This is a genomic window from Bradyrhizobium sp. Ken64, assembly GCF_055807555.1.
Genome location: NZ_JBVVPA010000003.1, coordinates 1 through 19,528 on the forward strand (window position 1 = coordinate 1; position 19,528 = coordinate 19,528).

General features: G+C 63.9%; 16 protein-coding genes. 10 read left to right on the forward strand and 6 right to left on the reverse strand.

Features of this window, described 5'->3' with window-relative positions:
- Positions 1 to 220 precede the first annotated feature (220 nt).
- Genes AC0L2F_RS05910 through AC0L2F_RS05925 form a run of 4 tightly spaced genes read left to right on the forward strand, consistent with a single transcriptional unit; the run spans position 221 to position 1,686 of the window.
- Complete coding sequence (locus AC0L2F_RS05910) at positions 221 to 547, forward strand: ArsR/SmtB family transcription factor (RefSeq protein WP_007595691.1); 327 nt, start codon at positions 221 to 223, stop codon at positions 545 to 547.
- Positions 544 to 975 carry an SRPBCC family protein gene (locus AC0L2F_RS05915; RefSeq protein WP_473247810.1) on the forward strand — a complete coding sequence of 144 codons (432 nt, stop codon included), beginning with the start codon at positions 544 to 546 and terminating at the stop codon, positions 973 to 975. Before AC0L2F_RS05910 ends, AC0L2F_RS05915 begins: the two co-directional genes overlap by 4 nt.
- A gap of 43 nt (positions 976 to 1,018) precedes the next feature.
- The gene (locus AC0L2F_RS05920; protein ID WP_473247811.1) at positions 1,019 to 1,237 is read left to right on the forward strand and encodes a hypothetical protein; all 219 of its coding nucleotides are present in this window, start codon (positions 1,019 to 1,021) and stop codon (positions 1,235 to 1,237) included.
- A 2-nt stretch (positions 1,238 to 1,239) separates the two neighbouring features.
- Positions 1,240 to 1,686, forward strand: coding sequence for a DUF1801 domain-containing protein (locus AC0L2F_RS05925; protein WP_063995123.1), 447 nt, complete (start codon positions 1,240 to 1,242; stop codon positions 1,684 to 1,686).
- A gap of 230 nt (positions 1,687 to 1,916) precedes the next feature.
- On the opposite strand, the gene AC0L2F_RS05930 is transcribed toward AC0L2F_RS05925, so the two are convergent.
- The 4 genes from AC0L2F_RS05930 to AC0L2F_RS05945 all read right to left on the reverse strand — a co-directional run bounded on the left by AC0L2F_RS05930 (position 1,917) and on the right by AC0L2F_RS05945 (position 7,639).
- Positions 1,917 to 3,452 (reverse strand): SpoVR family protein, encoded by a 1,536-nt coding sequence (locus AC0L2F_RS05930; RefSeq protein ID WP_473247812.1) that lies wholly within the window; start codon positions 3,450 to 3,452, stop codon positions 1,917 to 1,919.
- Positions 3,449 to 4,726, reverse strand: a complete 1,278-nt coding sequence (locus tag AC0L2F_RS05935) for a YeaH/YhbH family protein (RefSeq protein ID WP_179950138.1) — start codon at positions 4,724 to 4,726, stop codon at positions 3,449 to 3,451. Before AC0L2F_RS05935 ends, AC0L2F_RS05930 begins: the two co-directional genes overlap by 4 nt.
- A gap of 19 nt (positions 4,727 to 4,745) precedes the next feature.
- Positions 4,746 to 6,689: a PrkA family serine protein kinase gene (locus AC0L2F_RS05940; protein WP_007595704.1), complete on the reverse strand. Its 1,944-nt coding sequence runs from the start codon at positions 6,687 to 6,689 to the stop codon at positions 4,746 to 4,748.
- A gap of 299 nt (positions 6,690 to 6,988) precedes the next feature.
- The gene (locus AC0L2F_RS05945) at positions 6,989 to 7,639 is read right to left on the reverse strand and encodes a hypothetical protein (protein ID WP_063995122.1); all 651 of its coding nucleotides are present in this window, start codon (positions 7,637 to 7,639) and stop codon (positions 6,989 to 6,991) included.
- A 307-nt stretch (positions 7,640 to 7,946) separates the two neighbouring features.
- On the opposite strand from AC0L2F_RS05945, the gene AC0L2F_RS05950 reads away from it, so the two are divergent.
- The 6 genes from AC0L2F_RS05950 to AC0L2F_RS05975 are packed head-to-tail and all read left to right on the forward strand — an operon-like array spanning position 7,947 to position 15,461.
- The gene (locus tag AC0L2F_RS05950) at positions 7,947 to 10,796 is read left to right on the forward strand and encodes a bifunctional transaldolase/phosoglucose isomerase (RefSeq protein WP_473247813.1); all 2,850 of its coding nucleotides are present in this window, start codon (positions 7,947 to 7,949) and stop codon (positions 10,794 to 10,796) included.
- A gap of 13 nt (positions 10,797 to 10,809) precedes the next feature.
- The gene (gene gnd, locus AC0L2F_RS05955; RefSeq protein ID WP_473247814.1) at positions 10,810 to 11,808 is read left to right on the forward strand and encodes a phosphogluconate dehydrogenase (NAD(+)-dependent, decarboxylating); all 999 of its coding nucleotides are present in this window, start codon (positions 10,810 to 10,812) and stop codon (positions 11,806 to 11,808) included.
- Positions 11,809 to 11,836: 28 nt separating this feature from the next.
- A complete protein-coding gene (zwf, locus tag AC0L2F_RS05960; RefSeq protein WP_473247815.1) occupies positions 11,837 to 13,348 on the forward strand; it encodes a glucose-6-phosphate dehydrogenase in 1,512 nt (503 codons plus the stop codon).
- Positions 13,345 to 14,097: a 6-phosphogluconolactonase gene (gene pgl / locus AC0L2F_RS05965; RefSeq protein WP_473247816.1), complete on the forward strand. Its 753-nt coding sequence runs from the start codon at positions 13,345 to 13,347 to the stop codon at positions 14,095 to 14,097. The genes zwf and pgl overlap by 4 nt, the downstream gene beginning before the upstream one ends.
- On the forward strand, positions 14,084 to 14,614 hold the full coding sequence (locus AC0L2F_RS05970) for a gluconokinase (protein ID WP_473247817.1): 531 nt from the start codon (positions 14,084 to 14,086) through the stop codon (positions 14,612 to 14,614). The genes pgl and AC0L2F_RS05970 overlap by 14 nt, the downstream gene beginning before the upstream one ends.
- A gap of 34 nt (positions 14,615 to 14,648) precedes the next feature.
- On the forward strand, positions 14,649 to 15,461 hold the full coding sequence (locus tag AC0L2F_RS05975) for an HAD family hydrolase (RefSeq protein ID WP_473247818.1): 813 nt from the start codon (positions 14,649 to 14,651) through the stop codon (positions 15,459 to 15,461).
- Positions 15,462 to 15,674: 213 nt separating this feature from the next.
- On the opposite strand, the gene AC0L2F_RS05980 is transcribed toward AC0L2F_RS05975, so the two are convergent.
- Together AC0L2F_RS05980 and malQ are read right to left on the reverse strand one after the other, a co-directional pair.
- Positions 15,675 to 17,477, reverse strand: coding sequence for a glycoside hydrolase family 15 protein (locus AC0L2F_RS05980; protein WP_473247819.1), 1,803 nt, complete (start codon positions 17,475 to 17,477; stop codon positions 15,675 to 15,677).
- A gap of 42 nt (positions 17,478 to 17,519) precedes the next feature.
- Positions 17,520 to 19,481 carry a 4-alpha-glucanotransferase gene (gene malQ / locus AC0L2F_RS05985; RefSeq protein WP_473247820.1) on the reverse strand — a complete coding sequence of 654 codons (1,962 nt, stop codon included), beginning with the start codon at positions 19,479 to 19,481 and terminating at the stop codon, positions 17,520 to 17,522.
- Positions 19,482 to 19,528: the final 47 nt, after the last annotated feature.

A 19,528-nucleotide genomic window follows, 5' to 3' on the forward strand; every position in this document is an offset into this window, starting at 1 on the left:
GAACGTCGCTGCCGTTTCGTCATCTGACACCTCTTGCTGTCTAAGCTATAGGTGTCCACCGATTTAGGGGAGGCTCAGACTGGATTGCTTCGTCGCAAGGGCTCCTCGCAATGACGGCGGAGCGGGTTGCGCGAGCGAGTACCACACGCTCGCAACGCGCTTGACACATCCATAACCCCAAGGTTATGAATACATCCATAACTTACAGGTTATGGATTGCATGCCCGCCGCCGCTCACGATCTTCTGTTCAGGACGCTCGCCGACCCCACCCGTCGGGCGATCTTCGAGCGATTGTGCCGCGAGGGCGAACAGACGGTCGGGGCTCTGACGGCACTGTCGGGCGTGTCTCAGCCCGCGGTCTCAAAACATCTCGGCGCGCTGAAGCAGGCTGGCCTCGTGCGCGACCGGCATCAAGGACGGCAGACGCATTACAGCGCCCAGCCCGGCGCGCTCAATCCGCTGATCGACTGGACCAGCCAGATGGCCGGATTCTGGCAGAACCGGCTCGACGCGCTCGACGATCTCCTGAAGAGGATGGACCAATGAACGAATCCGCGGCCGAAACCCGTTCCGTCGTCATCGAGCGCGAATTTGCCTTTCCGGCAGAGCGGATCTGGCGCGCGCTGACGCAGCCGCATCTGATCGAGGAATGGCTGATGAAGAACGACTTCGAGCCGACCGTGGGCCACCGCTTCAATTTTCGCGGCGAGTGGGGCGGCGTGCTGGACTGCGAGGTCCTCACCATCGAGCCGCAGAAGACGCTCGCCTACACCTGGAATTTCTCGCATGAGGACGCGGCGTTCGACCTCAAGAGCGTCGTGACCTTCACGCTGACTCCGACGGGCGCCGGCACGCATCTGCGTGTCGAGCAAGCGGGCTTCAGCCCGACGCAGAAGCAGGCTTTCGGCGGCGCGCATGCCGGCTGGAAGCAGTTTCTCGCCAAGCTGGACGAGCTGCTGGCAAGGGCAGACTAGCTCGGCCACCGGCCTTCATTCGATCATCTCAAGAGGAGGTTTCATGACAGGAAACATGTGGATTCGGCAAATCCATCGCTGGCTCTCGATCGCTTTCACGCTTGCCGTCATCGCCAACATCGTCGCCCTGACGCTGCAAGTCCAGGCGACGTGGATCGGCTTGCTCGCCTTCGTCCCATTGATCCCGTTGCTTGCGACCGGGCTCAATATGTTCGCGCTGCCATATCTCGACCGCGGCCGCGGCGCCCGACAAGAGGCGTGAACATGAAGAAGGCCGTGACCGCGAAAACCAGCAGCGCGACGAAGACGGATGGCGCTTCGCCATCCAGGATGATCGACGGCAGGATCAAGGAGCTCGGTGACTGGCGCGGCGACATGCTCGGACGAATCCGTGCCCTGATCAAGGAGGCCGACCCTGATGTCGTCGAGGAATGGAAATGGCGCGGCGTTCCGGTGTGGGAGCACGACGGCATCATCTGCACCGGCGAGACCTACAAGGCCGTGGTGAAGATGACCTTTGCCAAGGGCGCGGCGCTGGACGATCCGGCGGGCCTGTTCAATTCCAGCCTCGACGGCAACGTGCGGCGCGCGATCGATATTCGCGAAGGTGAGAAGATCAACGAGAAGGCGTTGAAGGCGCTGATCCGCGCAGCGGTGGAGCTGAACGCGTCGAAAGCCAAGAAGAAGCCGGCGAAGAAGCGATCGACTTAGAGGACTTCGAGTCGATTCAAATTCTCGGCGGCGGCCAGAGCAAGCGCCTCGTCCTTCGAGACGACCGCTCCGCGGTCTCCTCAGGATGAGGCTAGGCAGCGTCCCTATCTGTCGAAATTGCAGCCGCAGACTCCGTCCTCATCCTGAGGGCCCGCCAAAGGCGGGCGTCTCGAAGGATGGACAGCGGGCGAGCTGTCCGCCACATCGAAGCTCCAGGCGTGACGTCAGCGTCAGGCCACCGCCGAGATCGGGCGCGGGCTCACGACGTATTCGCGCAGCACCTTGTCGTTGGCGTCGACCTCGATCAGTGCGACGTCGTAGGTCCAGAGATCGGCCAGATGCTGGAGCACGCGCTTGGCGTCGGTCTCGTTGAGCTGCGCGCCCTTGATGACATGGTGATGCAGGATCAGCCGCCGGTCCCCGGAGAGATCGACGTCGACCACCTCGATATTCGCGTCGATGTAGCCGACATCGTGCTGCCGTGCCAGCTCGCGCCGGACGCGGCGGAAGCCGCGCTCGTCGTGGATGGCGTCGACCCGGATGCCGGCGCGTTCCTCGGGATCGTCATGCAGGTGGAACATGCGAAGGTGCCGCATCAGCTTCGGGCTCAGGAACTGGGCGATGAAACTCTCGTCGCGGTAGTTGGCCCAGACGTCGCGCAGCACGCCCATCACGTCGTTCTTGCCGGCGATGTCCGGGAACCACTCGCGGTCCTCGTCTTCCGGCCGGGTGACGATGCGCTCGATGTCCTGCATCATGGCGAAGCCGAGCGCATAGGGGTTGAAGCCGGAAAAGCGCTGGTCGTGGAATTCGGGCTGGAACACGACGTTGGTGTGCGACTGCAGGAATTCGAGGAAATTGCCGTCGCTGATGCGGCCCTGCTGATGCAGCTTGGTCATGATGCGATAGTGGACGTAGGTCGCCGTCCCCTCGTTCATCACCTTGGTCTGGCTCTGCGGATAGAAATATTGCGCGATGTGGCGGACGATGCGCAGCAGCTCGCGCTGCCAGGGCGCCAGCCGCGGCGCGCTCTTCTCGAGGAAATACAGCAGGTTCTCCTGCGGCAGGCCGAGCAGCTTGCGGCGGCGTTCGATGCTGAGCGCGGACCGGGTCTTGCTCTTTCCCGCCGGCACGGTGCGCCAGAGGTCGTTGAAGACCTCCTCCTCGTGCTGGCGGCGGCGCCCTGCCCGCTTCTCTTCGGCGCGGAGATCGAGCTTCTTCTTGCCGGGATAGCGGTCGATCCCGTGCGACATCAGCGCATGCGCGGCATCGAGGGTGCGCTCGACCTCGACCCGGCCGTAGCGATCCTCGCATTGCATGACGTAGTTCTTGGCGAAATCCAGATAATCCAGGATGCCGTCGGCGTCGGTCCACTGCTTGAACAGATAGTTGTTCTTGAAGAAATGATTGTGCCCGAAGGCGGCGTGCGCGATCACCAGGGTCTGCATCGTCGCCGTGTTCTCCTCCATCAGGTAGGAGATGCAGGGCGAGGAGTTGATCACGATCTCATAGGCAAGACCCATGAGGCCCTTGCGGTATGAGGCCTCGTGATACGCGAAGTGTTTTCCGAACGACCAGTGCTTGTAGAACAGCGGCATGCCGACGGACGAATAGGCGTCCAGCATCTGCTCGGCGGTGATCACCTCGATCTGGTTCGGATAGACGTCGAGCCCGAGATCTTTCGTCGCCACCTCCTCGCAGGCATCCGTGATGCGCTGCAAGGTGTGAAAATCCCAATCGGCGCCTTCGAACAAGCGTTCCGTCATGGAGCGGCTTTCTCCTGGGCAGTGTCGCGGCGCTGAAACAGATCGTGGAACACCGGAAAAATCTCGCTGCGCTCGCTGACCTTGCGCATCGAGAGCGGTGCGCCGCTGTTGCGCAGGCGCTCGTAGAGGGTCCAGAGCGAGGAGTCGGACAGATCGAAGGCGCTGCCGCCGGACTCGCCGACCTCGAGATATGCGAAGAACTGGCAGACCGGCAGGATCTTGTCGGTGAGCAGCATGCCCGCGAGCTCGCCGTCGGAATAGGAATTGTCGCCGTCGGAGGCCTGCGCAGCGTAGATATTCCAGTCCGACGGGCTGAAGCGTTCGCGCACGATCTCGTGCATCGCCTGCAGGGCGCTGGAGACCAGCGTGCCGCCGGAAGCCGGGCCGTAGAAGAAGGTCTGCTCGTCCACCTCCTCGGCGCGATCGGTATGGCGGATGAAGACGATGTCGACATGCTTGTAGCGGCGCTTCAGGAACACGTAGAGCAGCATGTAGAAGCGCTTGGCGAGATCCTTCATGTGCTCGGACATCGAGCCCGACACGTCCATCAGGCAGAACATCACGGCCTGGGCAACCGGCTTGGGCACCGTCTCGAAGCGCCGGTAGCGGATGTCGAGCGGATCGATGAAGGGAATACGCTTGGACTTCGCCTTCAATTTCTCGAGCTGGGCCATCAGCACCAGACGCTCGTCCTCATCCGCGCATGCGGCGATGGCGGATTCCAGCTCCTCGATCTCCTCCTTGCTGGGACGCTTGAGCGCGATACGGCGCGCCATTGCGCGCCGAACCGTCCGGCTCACCGAGATGTTGGATGGCGAGCCCGACGTGGTGTAGCCGGCGCGCTGGATGCCCTCGCTCTCGGTCTGCGCGATCTTGCGCTTGGCGAGATCGGGAAGTTCGAGATCATCGAGGAAGAGATCGACGAATTCGTCGCGGCTGAGCACGAAGCGGAAGGCGTCCTCGCTGTCGCCTTCGCCCGGACCGGAATCCTTGGCGCTGCCCTGGCCGGAGCGCTGGAGATAGTCGCCCTCGATGAACTTCTTGTTGCCGGGCAACACCATGTCGCGCGTTCCGCCGTCGCGGCGGAACCGCGGCTCGTGCATGCCGTCGAGCGGAATGGTGACCTCGCCACCCTCCAGGACGTCCTTGATGTCGCGTTCCTGCGAGGTCTTCTTGACGGCGCCCTGCACCAGGGATTTGGCCCGACGCAAGAACCGCTGCCGGTTCTCGAGACTCTTGCCGCCTGGGTTCAGGCGCCTGTCAATAATGTGAATCGGCACTTTTCCATCCGCCTCAACCGGCCTGCTTCACGCGCATGTACCATTCGACGAGCCGGCGAACCTGACGCTCGGTGTAGCCGCGCTCCACCATGCGTGCGACGAACTCGCCGTGCTTCTTCTCCGTCTCGCCGTCCTTCTTCGACCCGAAGGAGATGACCGGAAGCAGGTCCTCGACCTGGGAGAATATCCGCTTTTCGATCACATCGCGAATCTTCTCGTAGGAGATCCAGGTCGGATTCTTGCCGCCGTTCTGGGCGCGCGACCGTAACGAGAATTTGACCACCTCGTTGCGGAAATCCTTGGGGTTGGCGATGCCCGCCGGCTTCTCGATCTTGGTCAATTCCTGGTTCAAGAGTTCGCGATCAAGCAGCTGGCCGGTGTCGGCGTCCTTGAAATCCTGGTCCTCGATCCAGGCATCGGCGTAGTCGACATAGCGGTCGAACAGGTTCTGGCCGTAATCCGAGTAGGATTCGAGATAAGCCTTCTGGATCTCGTTGCCGATGAACTCGGCATAACGCGGTGCAAGGTCGGCCTTGATGAATTCGAGGTAGCGCTTCTCGACTTCCTCGGGCAGCTGCTCGCGCTTGATCGATTGCTCCAGCGCGTACATCAGATGCACGGCGTCGGCGGCGACTTCCTGCGGATCGTGGTTGAAGGTCGCAGCCAGGATCTTGAAGGCAAAGCGGGTGGAAACACCGTCCATGCCCTCGTCGACGCCGGCGGCATCGCGATACTCCTGGACGCTGCGCGCCTTCGGATCGGTCTCCTTCAGGCTCTCGCCGTCGTAGACCCTCATCTTGGCGTAGGTCGTGGAATTTTCGTGCTTGCGCAGGCGCGACATCACCGAGAACCGCGCCAGCGTTTCCAGCGTCGCGGGCGCGCAAGGCGCGGCCGCGAGCTCGGATCCCTGGATCAGCTTCTCGTAGATCTTCTGCTCCTCCGTGATCCGCAGGCAGTACGGCACCTTGATCACGCAGATACGGTCGATGAAGGCCTCGTTGTTCTTGTTGGCCTTGAAGCTCGACCACTCCGCTTCGTTGGAGTGCGCGAGGATGACGCCGGTGAACGGGATCGCGCCGATGTTCTCGGTGCCGATATAGTTGCCTTCCTGCGTCGCGGTGAGCAGCGGGTGCAGCATCTTGATCGGCGCCTTGAACATCTCGACGAACTCGAGCACGCCTTGGTTGGCGCGGTTGAGGCCGCCGGAATAGCTGTAGGCGTCGGGATCGTTCTGCGCGTAGGTTTCGAGCTTGCGGATGTCGACCTTGCCGACCAGCGAGGAGATGTCCTGGTTGTTCTCGTCACCCGGCTCGGTCTTGGCGATCCCGATCTGGCGCAGCCGCGACGGCTGGATTTTTGCGACCCGAAACTGGGAAATGTCGCCGCCGAAGGCTTCCAGCCGCTTGTAGCACCACGGGCTCATCAGGCCGGTGAGACGGCGGCGCGGAATGCCGTATTTCTCTTCCAGCATCGGGCCGAGTTGATCCGGATCGAACAGGCTGAGCGGGCTTTCGAACACGGGCGAGAGCTCGTCGCCGGCCTTGAGCACGTAGATCGGATGCACTTCCATCAGCGACTTGAGCCGCTCGGCGAGCGAGGATTTGCCGCCGCCGACCGGACCGAGCAGATACAGGATCTGCTTGCGCTCTTCGAGGCCCTGCGCCGCGTGACGGAAGAAACCGACGATGCGCTCGATGGTTTCTTCCATGCCGTAGAAGCCGGCGAAGGCCGGATAGGTGCGGATCGTGCGGTTCAAAAAAATACGGCCAAGGCGTGGGTCCTTGGCCGTGTCAATCGTCTGGGGCTCACCGATCGCTGCTAGCAGTCGTTCGGCCGCGTTCGCATATTTCATGGGATCGCTTCGACACGATTCCAGATATTCCGCCATCGACATGTCGTGTTGGCTTCTCGCCTCGAACGACTTAGCGAAAGCGTTGAATAGAGAATCGTTGTACATGATCCCTCTCCGCGTGAGTTCCGCTACACAATTGAACGAAAGCAGCGACCGGACCGTTCCTTAGCGCCACTCTCGAATCAGCGTGAGCACATGACGATCATTCGACACCCGGGCGCCTTCTCGGCGCAACGCACAACGTAGGCACAGGGTGAGTTACGAACAGGCACCTGCCTGATATTTGAGCGAATCTTTGTCTATATTGGCTCATTTCCAGAAAATGTCACTCGCTCGCAACATCCGGGCATTACCGGGGATGCGTTCATCCGGCGCCGCATCATAGCCGTCTGCGAACGGCGATCTTATGACGCTTGTACGGCGAAGCCTTGGGTGCCGCGTTCATCTTCCTGCTGCAATGCGGTGCGCGGACCGCCGGCGGCCTGACAGTCGCGGCAAGCGCGCAGCAGTGTATCAAAATCGGTCGCCAGGCCGTCCGACCGGATGACGATGCGATCGTCCGTCACACCGCGGGCCAAGCCGCGGATGCTGCAGAGCTGCCTCTGCAAGGCCGGCGTCGGCGTCAGCACGATCACCTTGCGCCCGCGGCGTTCTTCAGCCGAAATCTCCGCGATCGAGTCCCACAGCAGAAATTCATTGCCGATGCGGAGGTCGCGAATGCCGTAGGGGGTGACGATCACCACCGATCCCCGCTCGGCGGGGAGCATCCAGATCAGCCGACCGGTCATCACGGCGAACGCCACCACGCCGGCATAGCCGACCATCGTGCCGTAATCGCCAAGAGCGTTCCACCAGCCCAAGGCGAGCGTTGCGCTGAGCAGCGTCATGGCGAAGCCCGCTACGACCAGCAGCCGCAGTCGGGTCGTACATGGACCGATTTCGAGATCGTGGGACGCATCGACGCATCCGGTCGACGTGACCGATTTGAGTCTGTCCGTGACAGCGAGCGCCGGACGGTCATGATGTGCTTGCATGCCTTCCCCCAGCATGGCCATTCGCGACCGAGCCACAATGCATCAGGCGGACCGGAATCCGCTGATGAGTACTCCGCGCAGCCACGAGCGGCGAGGCGAGGCAGCTGGCGTTACACAAGGAGGCCCGGCCGATTCCTCACGGCCAATGACCTTTTACGCAACTTGGCTCCCTCTACGCGGATCGCCATGACCGCGACGGAGTTACACTGGAGGATATGACGCTCATACCCTTGATTGGTTCCCTCAAGGAAGCATGTAAGCTAGAGGATAGCGCGTCAGGACCGGCGCGGAAACCCCTCGCCCGCAGGCTTGGAGATAAATTAGCATCATGAATCCCGTCAAAGAACTGGAAAAGCACGGACAAGCCGTCTGGCTGGACTTCCTGGCCCGTGGCTTCATCGCCAAGGGCGACCTGAAGCGGCTGATCGACACCGACGGCGTCAAGGGCGTCACCTCCAACCCCTCGATCTTCGAGAAAGCGATCGGCAGCTCGGACGAGTACGACGCGCCGATCGGCAAGGCGTTGAAGCGCGGCGATCGGTCGGTCGCCGACCTGTTCGAGGCCGTCGCGGTCGAGGACATCCAGAACGCCGCCGACGTGCTGCGCCCGGTCTACGACCGCCTCAAGGGCGGCGACGGCTATGTCAGCCTGGAAGTCTCGCCTTATCTGGCGATGGACACCGCCGGCACGGTCACCGAGGCGCGGCGGCTCTGGAAGGACGTCAACCGCAAGAACCTGATGGTGAAGGTGCCGGCCACGCCGGAGGGCCTGCCGGCGATCGAGACCCTGATCGGCGACGGCATCAGCATCAACATCACGCTGTTGTTCTCCAGGGACGTCTATCTGCAAGTCGCCGAGGCCTATCTCGCCGGTCTGGAGAAATACGTCGCAGGTGGCGGCGACCCCTCGCACGTGGCGAGCGTGGCGAGCTTTTTCGTCAGCCGCATCGACTCGGTGGTCGACAAGCAGCTCGACGAGAAGATCGCCCGCGCCAACGATCCGAGCGAAAAGGAACGGCTCGCCGCGCTGAAGGGCAAGGTCGCGATCGCCAATGCGAAGGTCGCCTACCAGGATTACAAGCGCCTGTTCTCGGGTCCCCGCTGGGACAAGCTCGCGGCCAAGGGCGCCAAACCGCAGCGCATGCTGTGGGCCTCGACCGGCACCAAGAACAAGGATTACAGCGACGTTCTCTATGTCGAGGAATTGATCGGTCCCGACACCATCAACACCGTGCCGCCGGCGACGCTGGATGCGTTCCGCGACCACGGCACGCCGCGCGACAGCCTGGAAGAGAATGTCGACGACGCCAGGCGCGTGCTGGAAGAACTGGAACGCTCCGGCGTCTCGCTCGACGCCATCACCGAGGAGCTCGTCAAGGACGGCGTCAAGCAGTTTGCCGACGCCGCCGACAAGCTCTATGGCGCGGTCGCGCACAAGCGCGCCACCGTGCTCGGGCCCGCGATCGACCGCCAGCTGCTCTCGCTCGGCGACGGTCTCGGCAAGGCCGTGGCCAAAAGCACCGAGGAATGGCGCGCGTCGGCCAAGATCCGCCGGCTGTGGCAGCGCGACAAATCGGTCTGGACCGGCACCGACGAGGACAAATGGCTCGGCTGGCTCGACAGCGCCGCCAAGGCCGACGTGGCCGACTATGAGGACTATGCCAGTCGCGTGAAGGGCCAGAAATTCTCTGACGCCGTCGTGCTCGGCATGGGCGGATCAAGCCTCGGGCCGGAGGTGCTGGCCGAGACCTTCGGCAAGAAGCCCGGGTTCCCGAAGCTGCACGTGCTGGATTCCACCGATCCGGCCCAGGTGCGGGCGATGGAGGCCAGGATCGACATCGCCAACACCGTGTTCATCGTCTCCAGCAAGTCTGGCGGCACTACCGAACCGAATGCGATGAAGGATTATTTCCACGAGCGCGTCGCGCAGGCGGTCGGGTCGAAGGTCAAGACCGGCCATCGCTTCATTGCGGTCACCGATCCCGGATCGTCGCTGGAGAAGGCGGCGAAGACGCTGAACTATGCGCGCATCTTCCACGGCGAGCCCTCCATCGGCGGGCGCTATTCGGTGCTCTCGCCGTTCGGCCTGGTGCCGGCGGCAACCGCGGGCATCGATATCAAGACCTTCGTCAAGCACGCGCTGGCGATGGCCCGCTCCTGCGGACCGGACGTGCCGCCAAGTGAGAACCCCGGCGTGCAGCTCGGCCTTGCCATGGGCCATGCAGCGCTCGAAGGCCGCGACAAGGTGACGATCCTGTCATCGAAGAAGATCGCCGATTTCGGCGCCTGGGCCGAGCAGCTCATCGCGGAATCGACCGGCAAGGACGGCAAGGGCCTGATCCCGATCGACGGCGAGCCGCTGGGCGAGCCCGCGGTCTACGGCAATGACCGGCTCTTCATCGACATTCGCATCGAGGGCGAAGCGGACGCCGCCCACGACTCGCAGCTTGCTGCGATCGAAGCGGCCGGCCATCCCGTCGTGCGCATCGTGATGAAGTCGATCGACCATCTCGGCCAGGAGTTCTTCCGCTTCGAGATGGCAACGGCGGTGGCGGGCAGCATCCTCGGCATCAACCCGTTCGACCAGCCGGACGTGGAAGCGGCCAAGATCAAGACCCGGGAGCTCACCGCCTCGTTCGAAAAGACCGGCGCGCTGCCGGCCGAACGGCCGGTGGTCAGCACCACCGAGGCCGATCTCTACACCGACGAGACCAATGCCGCGGCCCTGCGCGCCGCCGGCGCCAACGGCGACCTCACCTCTTGGCTGAAGGCGCATCTGTCGCGCTCCAACCATGGCGACTATGTCGCCCTGCTCGGCTACATCGCGCGCGACAAGGCGACGATCGACGCGCTCCAGGCCATGCGGCTCGAAGTGCGCGAGAAGCGACATGTCGCGACCTGCGCCGAGTTCGGACCGCGTTTCCTGCACTCGACAGGACAGGCCTACAAGGGCGGCCCCGACAGCGGCGTGTTCCTCCAGATCACCGCCGACGATGCCAGGGACCTGCCGGTGCCCGGCCAGAAGGCCAGCTTCGGCGTGATCAAGGCGGCGCAGGCACGGGGCGACTTCGACGTGCTCACCGAGCGCGGCCGGCGCGCGCTGCGGGTCCACCTGAAGGGCGGGCTCAAGAAGGGCCTCGCGGCGCTCAATGCGGCGCTCAACGACGCACTGAACTAAGGGAATTCCTCAAATGCAACTCGGCATGATCGGCCTCGGCCGGATGGGCGGCAACATCGTTCGCCGGCTGATGCGCCAGGGACATTCGACCGTGGTCTATGACAAGGACGCCAAGGCCGTTGCCGGCCTTGCCGCCGACGGCGCGGTAGGCTCGGCGACGCTCGAGGAATTCATCTCCAAGCTCGAACGGCCGCGCACCGCCTGGGTGATGCTGCCTGCTGGCCGCATTACCGAGCAAACGATCGAGACGATCGCGGGTGCGATGCAGGAAGGCGACGTCATCATCGACGGCGGCAACACGTTCTGGCAGGACGACGTCCGCCGCGGCAAGGCGCTGAGGCAGCGCGGCATCCACTATGTCGATGTCGGCACCTCCGGCGGCGTCTGGGGCCTCGACCGTGGCTATTGCATGATGATCGGCGGCGAGAAACAGGTGGTCGATCGGCTCGATCCGATCTTCGCCGCGCTCGCGCCCGGCGCCGGCGACATTCCACGCACCGAGGGACGTGAGGGGCGGGATCCCCGCATCGAGCAGGGCTACATCCATGCCGGCCCCGTCGGCGCCGGTCATTTCGTCAAGATGATCCACAACGGCATCGAGTACGGCTTGATGCAGGCCTATGCCGAAGGGTTTGACATCCTCAAGAACGCCAACATCGAGGCCTTGCCGACGGATCATCGTTACGATTTCGATCTCGCCGATATTGCCGAAGTGTGGCGGCGCGGCAGCGTGATCCCGTCATGGCTGCTCGACCTTACGTCAACCGCGCTCGCCGACAGCCCGACACTGACGGAGTATTCCGGTTTCGTCGAGGATTCCGGCGAAGGACGCTGGACCGTGAACGCCGCAATTGACGAGGCCGTGCCGGCCGAAGTCCTGACAGCGGCGCTGTTCGCACGGTTCCGTTCCCGCAAGGAACACACCTTTGCCGAGAAAATTCTCTCAGCGATGCGAGCCGGCTTCGGCGGCCACAAGGAGCCGAAGCAGCCGGCTGTTTCGAAGCCGAAATAGCAATGAGCAGAGCGAAGGCCAATCGTTCGTGACAAAAGACCCGCAAGCCAAGCGCAAGCCGGAAAATTGCGCCTTCGTCATCTTTGGTGTCACCGGCGACCTCACCCATCGGCTGGTGATGCCATCGCTCTACAATCTGGCGGCCGAGCATCTGTTACCGGAAAAGTTCTGCGTGGTCGGCGTCGCCCGCCGGGGCCAGTCGGACGACGAGCTGCGCGACAGCCTGTTGAAGGGCTTGCGCCAGTTCGCGACCCGGCCGGTGGACGACGATATTGCCAGGAAGCTGCTGGAATGCGTGACCTTCGTCGAAGCCGACGCAAAGGATCCGCCATCCTTTGATCGCCTGCGCGAGCATCTGGATTCCCTGGAATGCGCGCAGGACACCGGCGGCAACCGGCTGTTCTACCTCGCCACCCCGCCGGCGGCGTTCGCGCCGACCGCGCGCGAGCTCGGCCGCACCGGCATGATGAAGGAGAACGGCGCGTGGCGGCGGCTGGTGATCGAAAAGCCGTTCGGCACCGACCTCGCCTCGGCACGCGCGCTGAATGGCGAGCTGCTGAAGATCATGGACGAGCACCAGATCTACCGGATCGATCACTATCTCGGCAAGGAGACGGTGCAGAACATCCTGGTGCTGCGCTTTGCCAACGGCATGTTCGAGCCGATCTGGAATCGCAACCATATCGACCACATCCAGATCACGGTGGAGGAGAAGCTCGGCGTCGGCCATCGCGGCGGCTTCTACGATGCCACCGGCGCGTTGCGCGACATGGTGCCGAACCATCTGTTCCAGCTGATGTCGCTGGTCGCGATGGAGCCGCCGGCGCGTTTCGACGCCCATTCCGTGCGCTCCGAGAAGGCCGAGATTCTGACCTCGATTCAGCGCCCGAGCGAAGAGGAAGCGCTGAAGAGCTCGGTGCGCGCCCAATATCTGTCGGGGCGCATCGGCGACGATGAGATCCCGGACTATCGCAAGACCGAGGACGTCAAACCCGGCAGCACCACCGAGACCTATGTCGCGCTGAAACTGATGATCGACAATTGGCGCTGGGCCGGCGTGCCGTTCTATTTGCGCACGGGCAAGGCGCTCGGCCACAAGCGCACCGAGGTCGCGATCAAGTTCAAGCAGGCGCCGCTGTCGATGTTCTCAGGCACCGCTGTCGATCGCCTCTCCCAGAACTTCCTCACGATCGGCATCGCACCGACGGAGACCATCGAGCTCCAGTTCAACGCCAAGATCCCGGGGCCGAGCGTCACCATCGACGGCGTCGAGATGAAGTTTCGCTATGGCGACTATTTCCGGGCCGATCCCTCGACCGGCTATGAGACGCTGATCTACGACTGCATGATCGGCGACAACATCCTGTTCCAGCGCGCCGACGGCATCGAAGCCGGATGGCAGGCGGTGCAGCCGTTCCTGGACGCCTGGAAGAACGCGGGCAGCAACGGCATCGAGACCTATCGAGCCGGCAGCGACGGCCCCGCCTGTGCCGATGAATTGCTCCGCCGCGACGGCCGAAGCTGGCGCAAGTTCTCGTGACGGCGGCGGTGGGACAGTCGAAGCTGATCGTCGCGGCCGACGCCGAGGCTCTGGCGCGGGCTGCGGCTGAACGGGTGATGGCGCGAATCGCGGCCAATCCCGGGCGGATCGCGATCTGCCTGACCGGCGGCTCCAGCCCGAAGAGGCTCTACCAGCTGCTGGGCCGCGACGCCTGGCGCGAACAAATCCCGTGGGAGCGCGTGCACTGGTTCATCGGTGACGAGCGCTTCGTGCCCGAAAGCGATCCCCTCAACAACATGGCGGTCGCGCGCGCGACCTTTCTCGATCGCAACGCGCCCTTCGGCCATGTTCACCCGATCCCGACGACGGCTGACAACCCCAATCAGAGCGCCGAGGCCTATGCGCGCGAGCTGCAGTCTTTCTACGGCGCGGAAAGCCTCGATCCGGCACGGCCGCTGTTCGACATGGTTTTGATGGGCGCGGGGCCGGACGGCCACACGGCTTCGCTCTTCCCGGGCTACCCCGCGATCGAGGAGACGCGACGCTGGGTGGTCGGCGTCCCCGAGGCCAATGTTGCCCCCTTCGTGCCGCGGGTCTCGCTCACCCTGCCCGCGCTGGCGTCCTGCCGCGAAATGCTGTTCGAGATAGCGGGGCATGACAAGCAGCCGATCTTGACGCGCCTGCTCAATGGCGAGACTCTTCCGGCTGTACGCGCGCGCTCGAATGGCGAGACCGTCTGGCTGGTCGACCAGGCCGCGCTTCCGGAGGGAATTCGTGGCGGGCGTTGAAGCACCTTGTGCATTGATCGTGATGGGCGTGTCGGGCTCGGGCAAGAGCACGGTTGCAAAAGCGCTCGGCGAGCGCCTCGGCTGGCGTTTCGAAGACGGCGACAGCTTTCATCCCGCCAGCAATGTCGAGAAGATGCGGGCCGGCCATCCCCTCACCGACGAGGATCGCTGGCCCTGGCTCAACGCCATCGCCGACGAGATCGCTCGGGTCTGTGACAAAGGCGAGCACGTCATCATCGCGTGCTCGGCGCTGAAGCATACTTATCGGGACGTGCTCCTGCGCGGACGCGACGACGTCCGCTTCGTCTTCCTGAGGGGCACGAAGGAGCTGATCGCCGCTCGCCTCGCGCAACGCAAGGGTCACTTCATGCCGCCCGGCCTGCTGACGAGCCAGTTCAACACGCTGGAGCCGCCGGAGGCCGGCGAGCACGTGATCACCGTCTCGATCGACGAGTCCGTGGAAGCGATCGTGGACGGCGCGGTACGGCAGTTGAAACTGGGCAGTGCGAAACGCTGAGGCCAAACACCCAAGAAACACCCAAGGGGCCGTCATGACAAAAATCTCGCTCGTCGTCTCCGACGTCGACGGCACGCTGCTGACAAAGGACAAGACGCTGACCGACCGCGCGAGATCCGCGGTACAGCGTCTGCACCGGGCCGGCATCGGCTTCACGATTACGTCGAGCCGCCCCGCGATCGGCATGCGCTTCCTGATCGAGCCGCTGGCGCTCTGGCTGCCGGTCGGCCCGTTCAATGGCTCCTCGATCGTCGATCCCGAGATGAATCCGGTCGAGCAGCATTTGATTCCGCCGGGCGCGGCCGAACGTAGCTTGCAAATCCTCCGCGAGTTCGGCGCCGACATCTGGCTGTTCACCGCCGACAAATGGCTGATCGACAAGCCTGATGGCCAATACGTGGCACACGAGCAGCACACGATCCGCTCCGATCCGACCATCGTCACGGATTTTTCGCCGTATCTCGCGACCGCCTGCAAGATCGTCGGCGCCAGCGCCGACGCGGCGGGCCTCGAAGCTTGCGAGAAGGCGATGCAGAAGGCGCTCGGCAGCGAGGCGACCGCAGTGCGTTCGCAAACCTATTATCTCGACATCACCCCGCCCGGCTTTGACAAGGGCACCTTCGTGCAAGCCATGGCCAGGCGCCTCGGCATTGCAACGGACGCAGTCGCCACCATCGGCGACATGCAGAACGACCTCGCGATGTTCCGCGTCAGCGGCACCTCGATCGCGATGGGCAACGCGGCCGACAACGTCAAGGACCAGGCCACCCACGTCACCGCGTCCAACGAGCAGGACGGTTTTGCGGAGGCAATGGAGATGATCTTGAAGCGGAACGGGAGTGGTTGAGGCCCGACGGGACGAGACTCGACTGGCGCCGCAATGGAAGTGCGTTCCCTCCCCCTTGTGGGGGAGGGTTAGGGAGAGGGGTAGCCCAGGAAAAGGTGCCGTTGTTGATGATGCGCCGAGGACCGGTGCGCTACCGAAAGAATCCCCGTGTGACACCCCCCTCCCTGCCCCTCCCCCACAAGGGGGGAGGGAACGGAGAGATCGCCGCCAACCTCACTTCGACCGCTGCATCGCAGGCTTCTCGCTGCCCTGCCTTGCCGCGGACAGATTATGCGCGGTGTTGACCAGCGCGATATGCGTCAGCGCCTGCGGGAAATTGCCGGTCTGACGCCTGGCGCCTGAATCATATTCCTCGGCCAGCAGCCCGACGTCATTCGCGATACCGATCACGCGATCGAACAAGCTCTGCGCCTTGTCGAGATCGCCCGCCAACACATGAGCATCGGCCAGCCACAGGCTGCAGGCGAGGAAAGCGCCTTCGAGCGGCGGTTGCCCCGCAGGCACCTCGCGAGGATCGTGCCGCAGCACAAAGCCGTCGCGCAGCATGTGCTTTTCGACCGCCGCGATGGTGCCGCGAATGCGCGGATCTTCCGCCGGCAGGAAGCCGACCGCCGGCAGCAGCAGCACGCTGGCATCGAGCAGCTTCGAGCCGTAGGATTCGACAAAGGCGTTTTCGGTCGCGTCGAAACCCCGGTTGCAGACGTCGCGATGAATGGCATCGCGCAAGGTGCGCCAGTGCAGCAGCGGGGCCTTGAAACCGAAGGTCTCGGCGCTCTTGATGCCGCGGTCGAAGGCGACCCAGGTCATCACCTTGGAGAAGACATAGTGCTTCGGCTGTCCGCGCCGCTCCCAGATGCCATGATCGGGCTGGTCCCAGACTTCGGCGAGATGCTTGAGCACGGCGCATTCCAGCGCCCAAGTCGTCTTGTCGTCGAGCTTGAGCTTGGCCATGCGCGACTGGTGGAAGGCGTCGATCAGCTCGCCGTAGACGTCGAGCTGGAGCTGCGCATGTGCGGCATTGCCGACGCGCACCGGCTGCGCGCCCTCGTAGCCGTCGAGCCAGGTCGCCTCCCATTCCAACAGCCGCCGCTGGCCCCAGATGCCGTACATGATCTGCATGTTCGCCGGTGAGCCTGCAGCGGCACGCAACAGCCAATTGTGCCAAGCCGAGGCTTCCTCGGTGTAACCCGAGTTCATCAGCGCCAGCAGCGTGAAGGTGGCATCGCGCAGCCAGCAGAAGCGGTAGTCCCAATTCCTGGCGCCGCCGAGCTTCTCCGGCAACGAGGTGGTCGGCGCCGCGACGATGCCGCCGGTCGGACCGAACGTCAGCGCCTTGAGTGTGATCAGCGAGCGCACGATCAGGTCGCGATAGTCGCCATCGCGATTGCAGTGGCTGCACCAGCCTTGCCAGAATTTTTCCGTCTCCTGAAGCGCGAGCTCCGGGTCGATCGGCGGGGGCGGCTCGAGATGCGAGGGGCCGTAGGTCAACACGAACGGCACGGTCTCGCCGGCCTTCACCTCGAAATCGGAAACCGTGGTCAGATCCTCCCCGCGGGTCTTCGCCGGCGTCCGCAGCACGGTCATGTCCTGCCCGGCGACCGCCAGCAGGGAATGGTCGATCCGCCGCACCCACGGAATGTCGACGCCGAAGCTGAAGCGGATCACGAGCTCCATCCGCATCTTCACCGTGCCGCTGACACCGCGCACCAGCCGCACGATGTCCGAGGCCTTGCCGCGCGGCGGCATGAAGTCGATCAGCGCAACGGTGCCACTCTTCGTCTCGAAGCGCGTTTCGAGGATGAGGGTGTCGCCGAGATAGCGGCGCGACGTCGCGGTGACGTCCTCGCCCGGCGCGATCAGCCAGCGGCCGTTCTTGTGCGTGCCGAGGAGCGCGGCAAAGCAGGCGTCGGAATCGAAGGCCGGCCAGCACAGCCAGTCGATCGAGCCGTTGCGGCCGACCAGCGCCGCGGTCTCGCAGTCGCCGATCAGCGCATAGTCCTCGATTTTCTGAGACAATGTCGTGCGAGCCTCGAAAACGACGTCCAGTGACCCCGCCGATCAACGCCCGCCGGGCAACGAGCGTTCCCGCGTCGCGGCCTTCAAAGCCGCGAGATCCACCTTCGAGGCGATCTTGTCGAGCGTCACAGGCAGGCGCTGGCGCCAGTTCGGATGCTCGTCGATCGTGCCGGGAATGTTGGGCTGGTCGATCACGCCGAGCAGATCCTCCAGCGACACCGCAAGCAGCCGCGACGGCGTGCGCGACAGGAAGGCGAGCACCGAATAGACATCATTGGCGCGGATGCCGTTGGCACGCAGGATCTCGTCGAGCAGACCGAGCGCATCCCAGCGGGCCTGATCGTTCTCGCCGGGATCGAGCCCGAGCGAGCGCTTCATCTTGAGATCGCTGAAGGAGCGCCAGCCGGCATAGGTCGACAAATCATGCGTGTTCAGCGTCACCAGCGCGTTGGGCCGGTAGTGGTCGACGGGCCGGAAATGGCCGGCATCATCGCGCTCGAACATCATGACGAGGTAGGACCAGATGCCGAAATCCTGCATGGTCTCGCGAAAGCCCTCGGGCACCGTGCCGAGGTCTTCGCCGATCACGATGCACTTATGGGCCGCGCTCTCGCGCGCCACGGTCGCCAGCAGCGCCTCGAACGGCATCTGCACATAGGCGCCGTTGTCGGGCTTGAAGCCGCGCGGCACCAGATACAGCCGCTTCAAGCCCAGCACGTGATCGAGACGGATGGCCCCGGAATGGCGCATCGAAGCCGCGAGCATGTCGGCGAACGGCACGAAGGACTGCGCCTCCAGGCCGCCGGCATTAAAGCCGGCAAGACCCCAATCCTGGCCGATGGTGTTGAGCACGTCCGGCGGCGCGCCAACGGCGAGATGGCGGGAGATCGCCCCCTGCTCGTTCCAGGCATCGAAGCCGTTCGACTGCACGCCGACGGCAACGTCGAGATAGAGTCCGACCCGCATGCCGAGCTGACTGGCCAGCTCCTTGGCCGCATGCAACTGGCTATCGGCCGTCCATTGCACGAATTCGACGAACTCGACCTCGTGCTTGTCCGGGCCATTGCGCAGCTCGGCGCATTTCGTCTCATCCGGCTTTTGCCATTCCATCGGCCATTCCCACCACGGCGCCGCGAAACGATGGCGTAGCACCTCGAAGCAGGCAAAACGGGACAACAGCGGCGCGCGAGCCGCGCGGAAGGCGTCGAACTGGTTGCGGCGGACGCCGCTCGCGCTTTTCACGAAGCCGTCGAAGGCAGCGCGGAGGCCGAGCCATTTCAAGGCCGCCATGTCGGGATAGGGCACACGATCACCGTCGCGGAGCCGCGCGGCGGTCGCGGCCGCGTCGGGGACGAGGTCGGCGGAAAATTCCGGGATCGCCTCGACGTCGACATAGAGCGGATTGAGAAACAGCCGGCTGTTCGGCGAATAAGGGCTGCAATCGGCCGGATGGTCGTCGAACAACACATGCAGGGGATTGAGCCCGACGCCGTCGGCCCCCAGCTGCTTGGCGAGCCGGACGAGACCGGCGAGGTCGGTGAAATCGCCGATGCCCCAATTGCGGTCCGACCGGACGCTGTAGAGCTGCACGGCAAGCAGCCAGCCCCGATCGAAATCGCCGCAGAAGGCCCGCTCCGGCGCCACGATCATCGGCACTTCTTCCGTCACGCCTTCGGCATCGGTCAGCGTCAGGCGGTGATAGCCGAGCGGCAGGTCGGCCGGCCAGGCAATCACGGGCTCGCGCGTCTCACCTTGCGCGATCAAATTGCCGTTGCCGGTCATCTTCCATTTGAGCGGCGGCGCACCGATCGTCACCAATTCGGTGCGCGGATGTCCCAAGGCGCGTACCACCACGGGCCCGCTGACGAAGCGGTAAACCCGCTTTTCCGGCAGCGCGTCGAGGATGGATTTGAGGGCCACGGGATCGGTGACCCGCAGCTTTCCGAGGGCATCGACGAATTCGGATTGAACGCCCTTGATCCGGGCTTGAGCTAAAAGATCCATTCGGCACGCAGCTTGCAAGCCATTTTCTGGCCGGGGGAATTGATTTT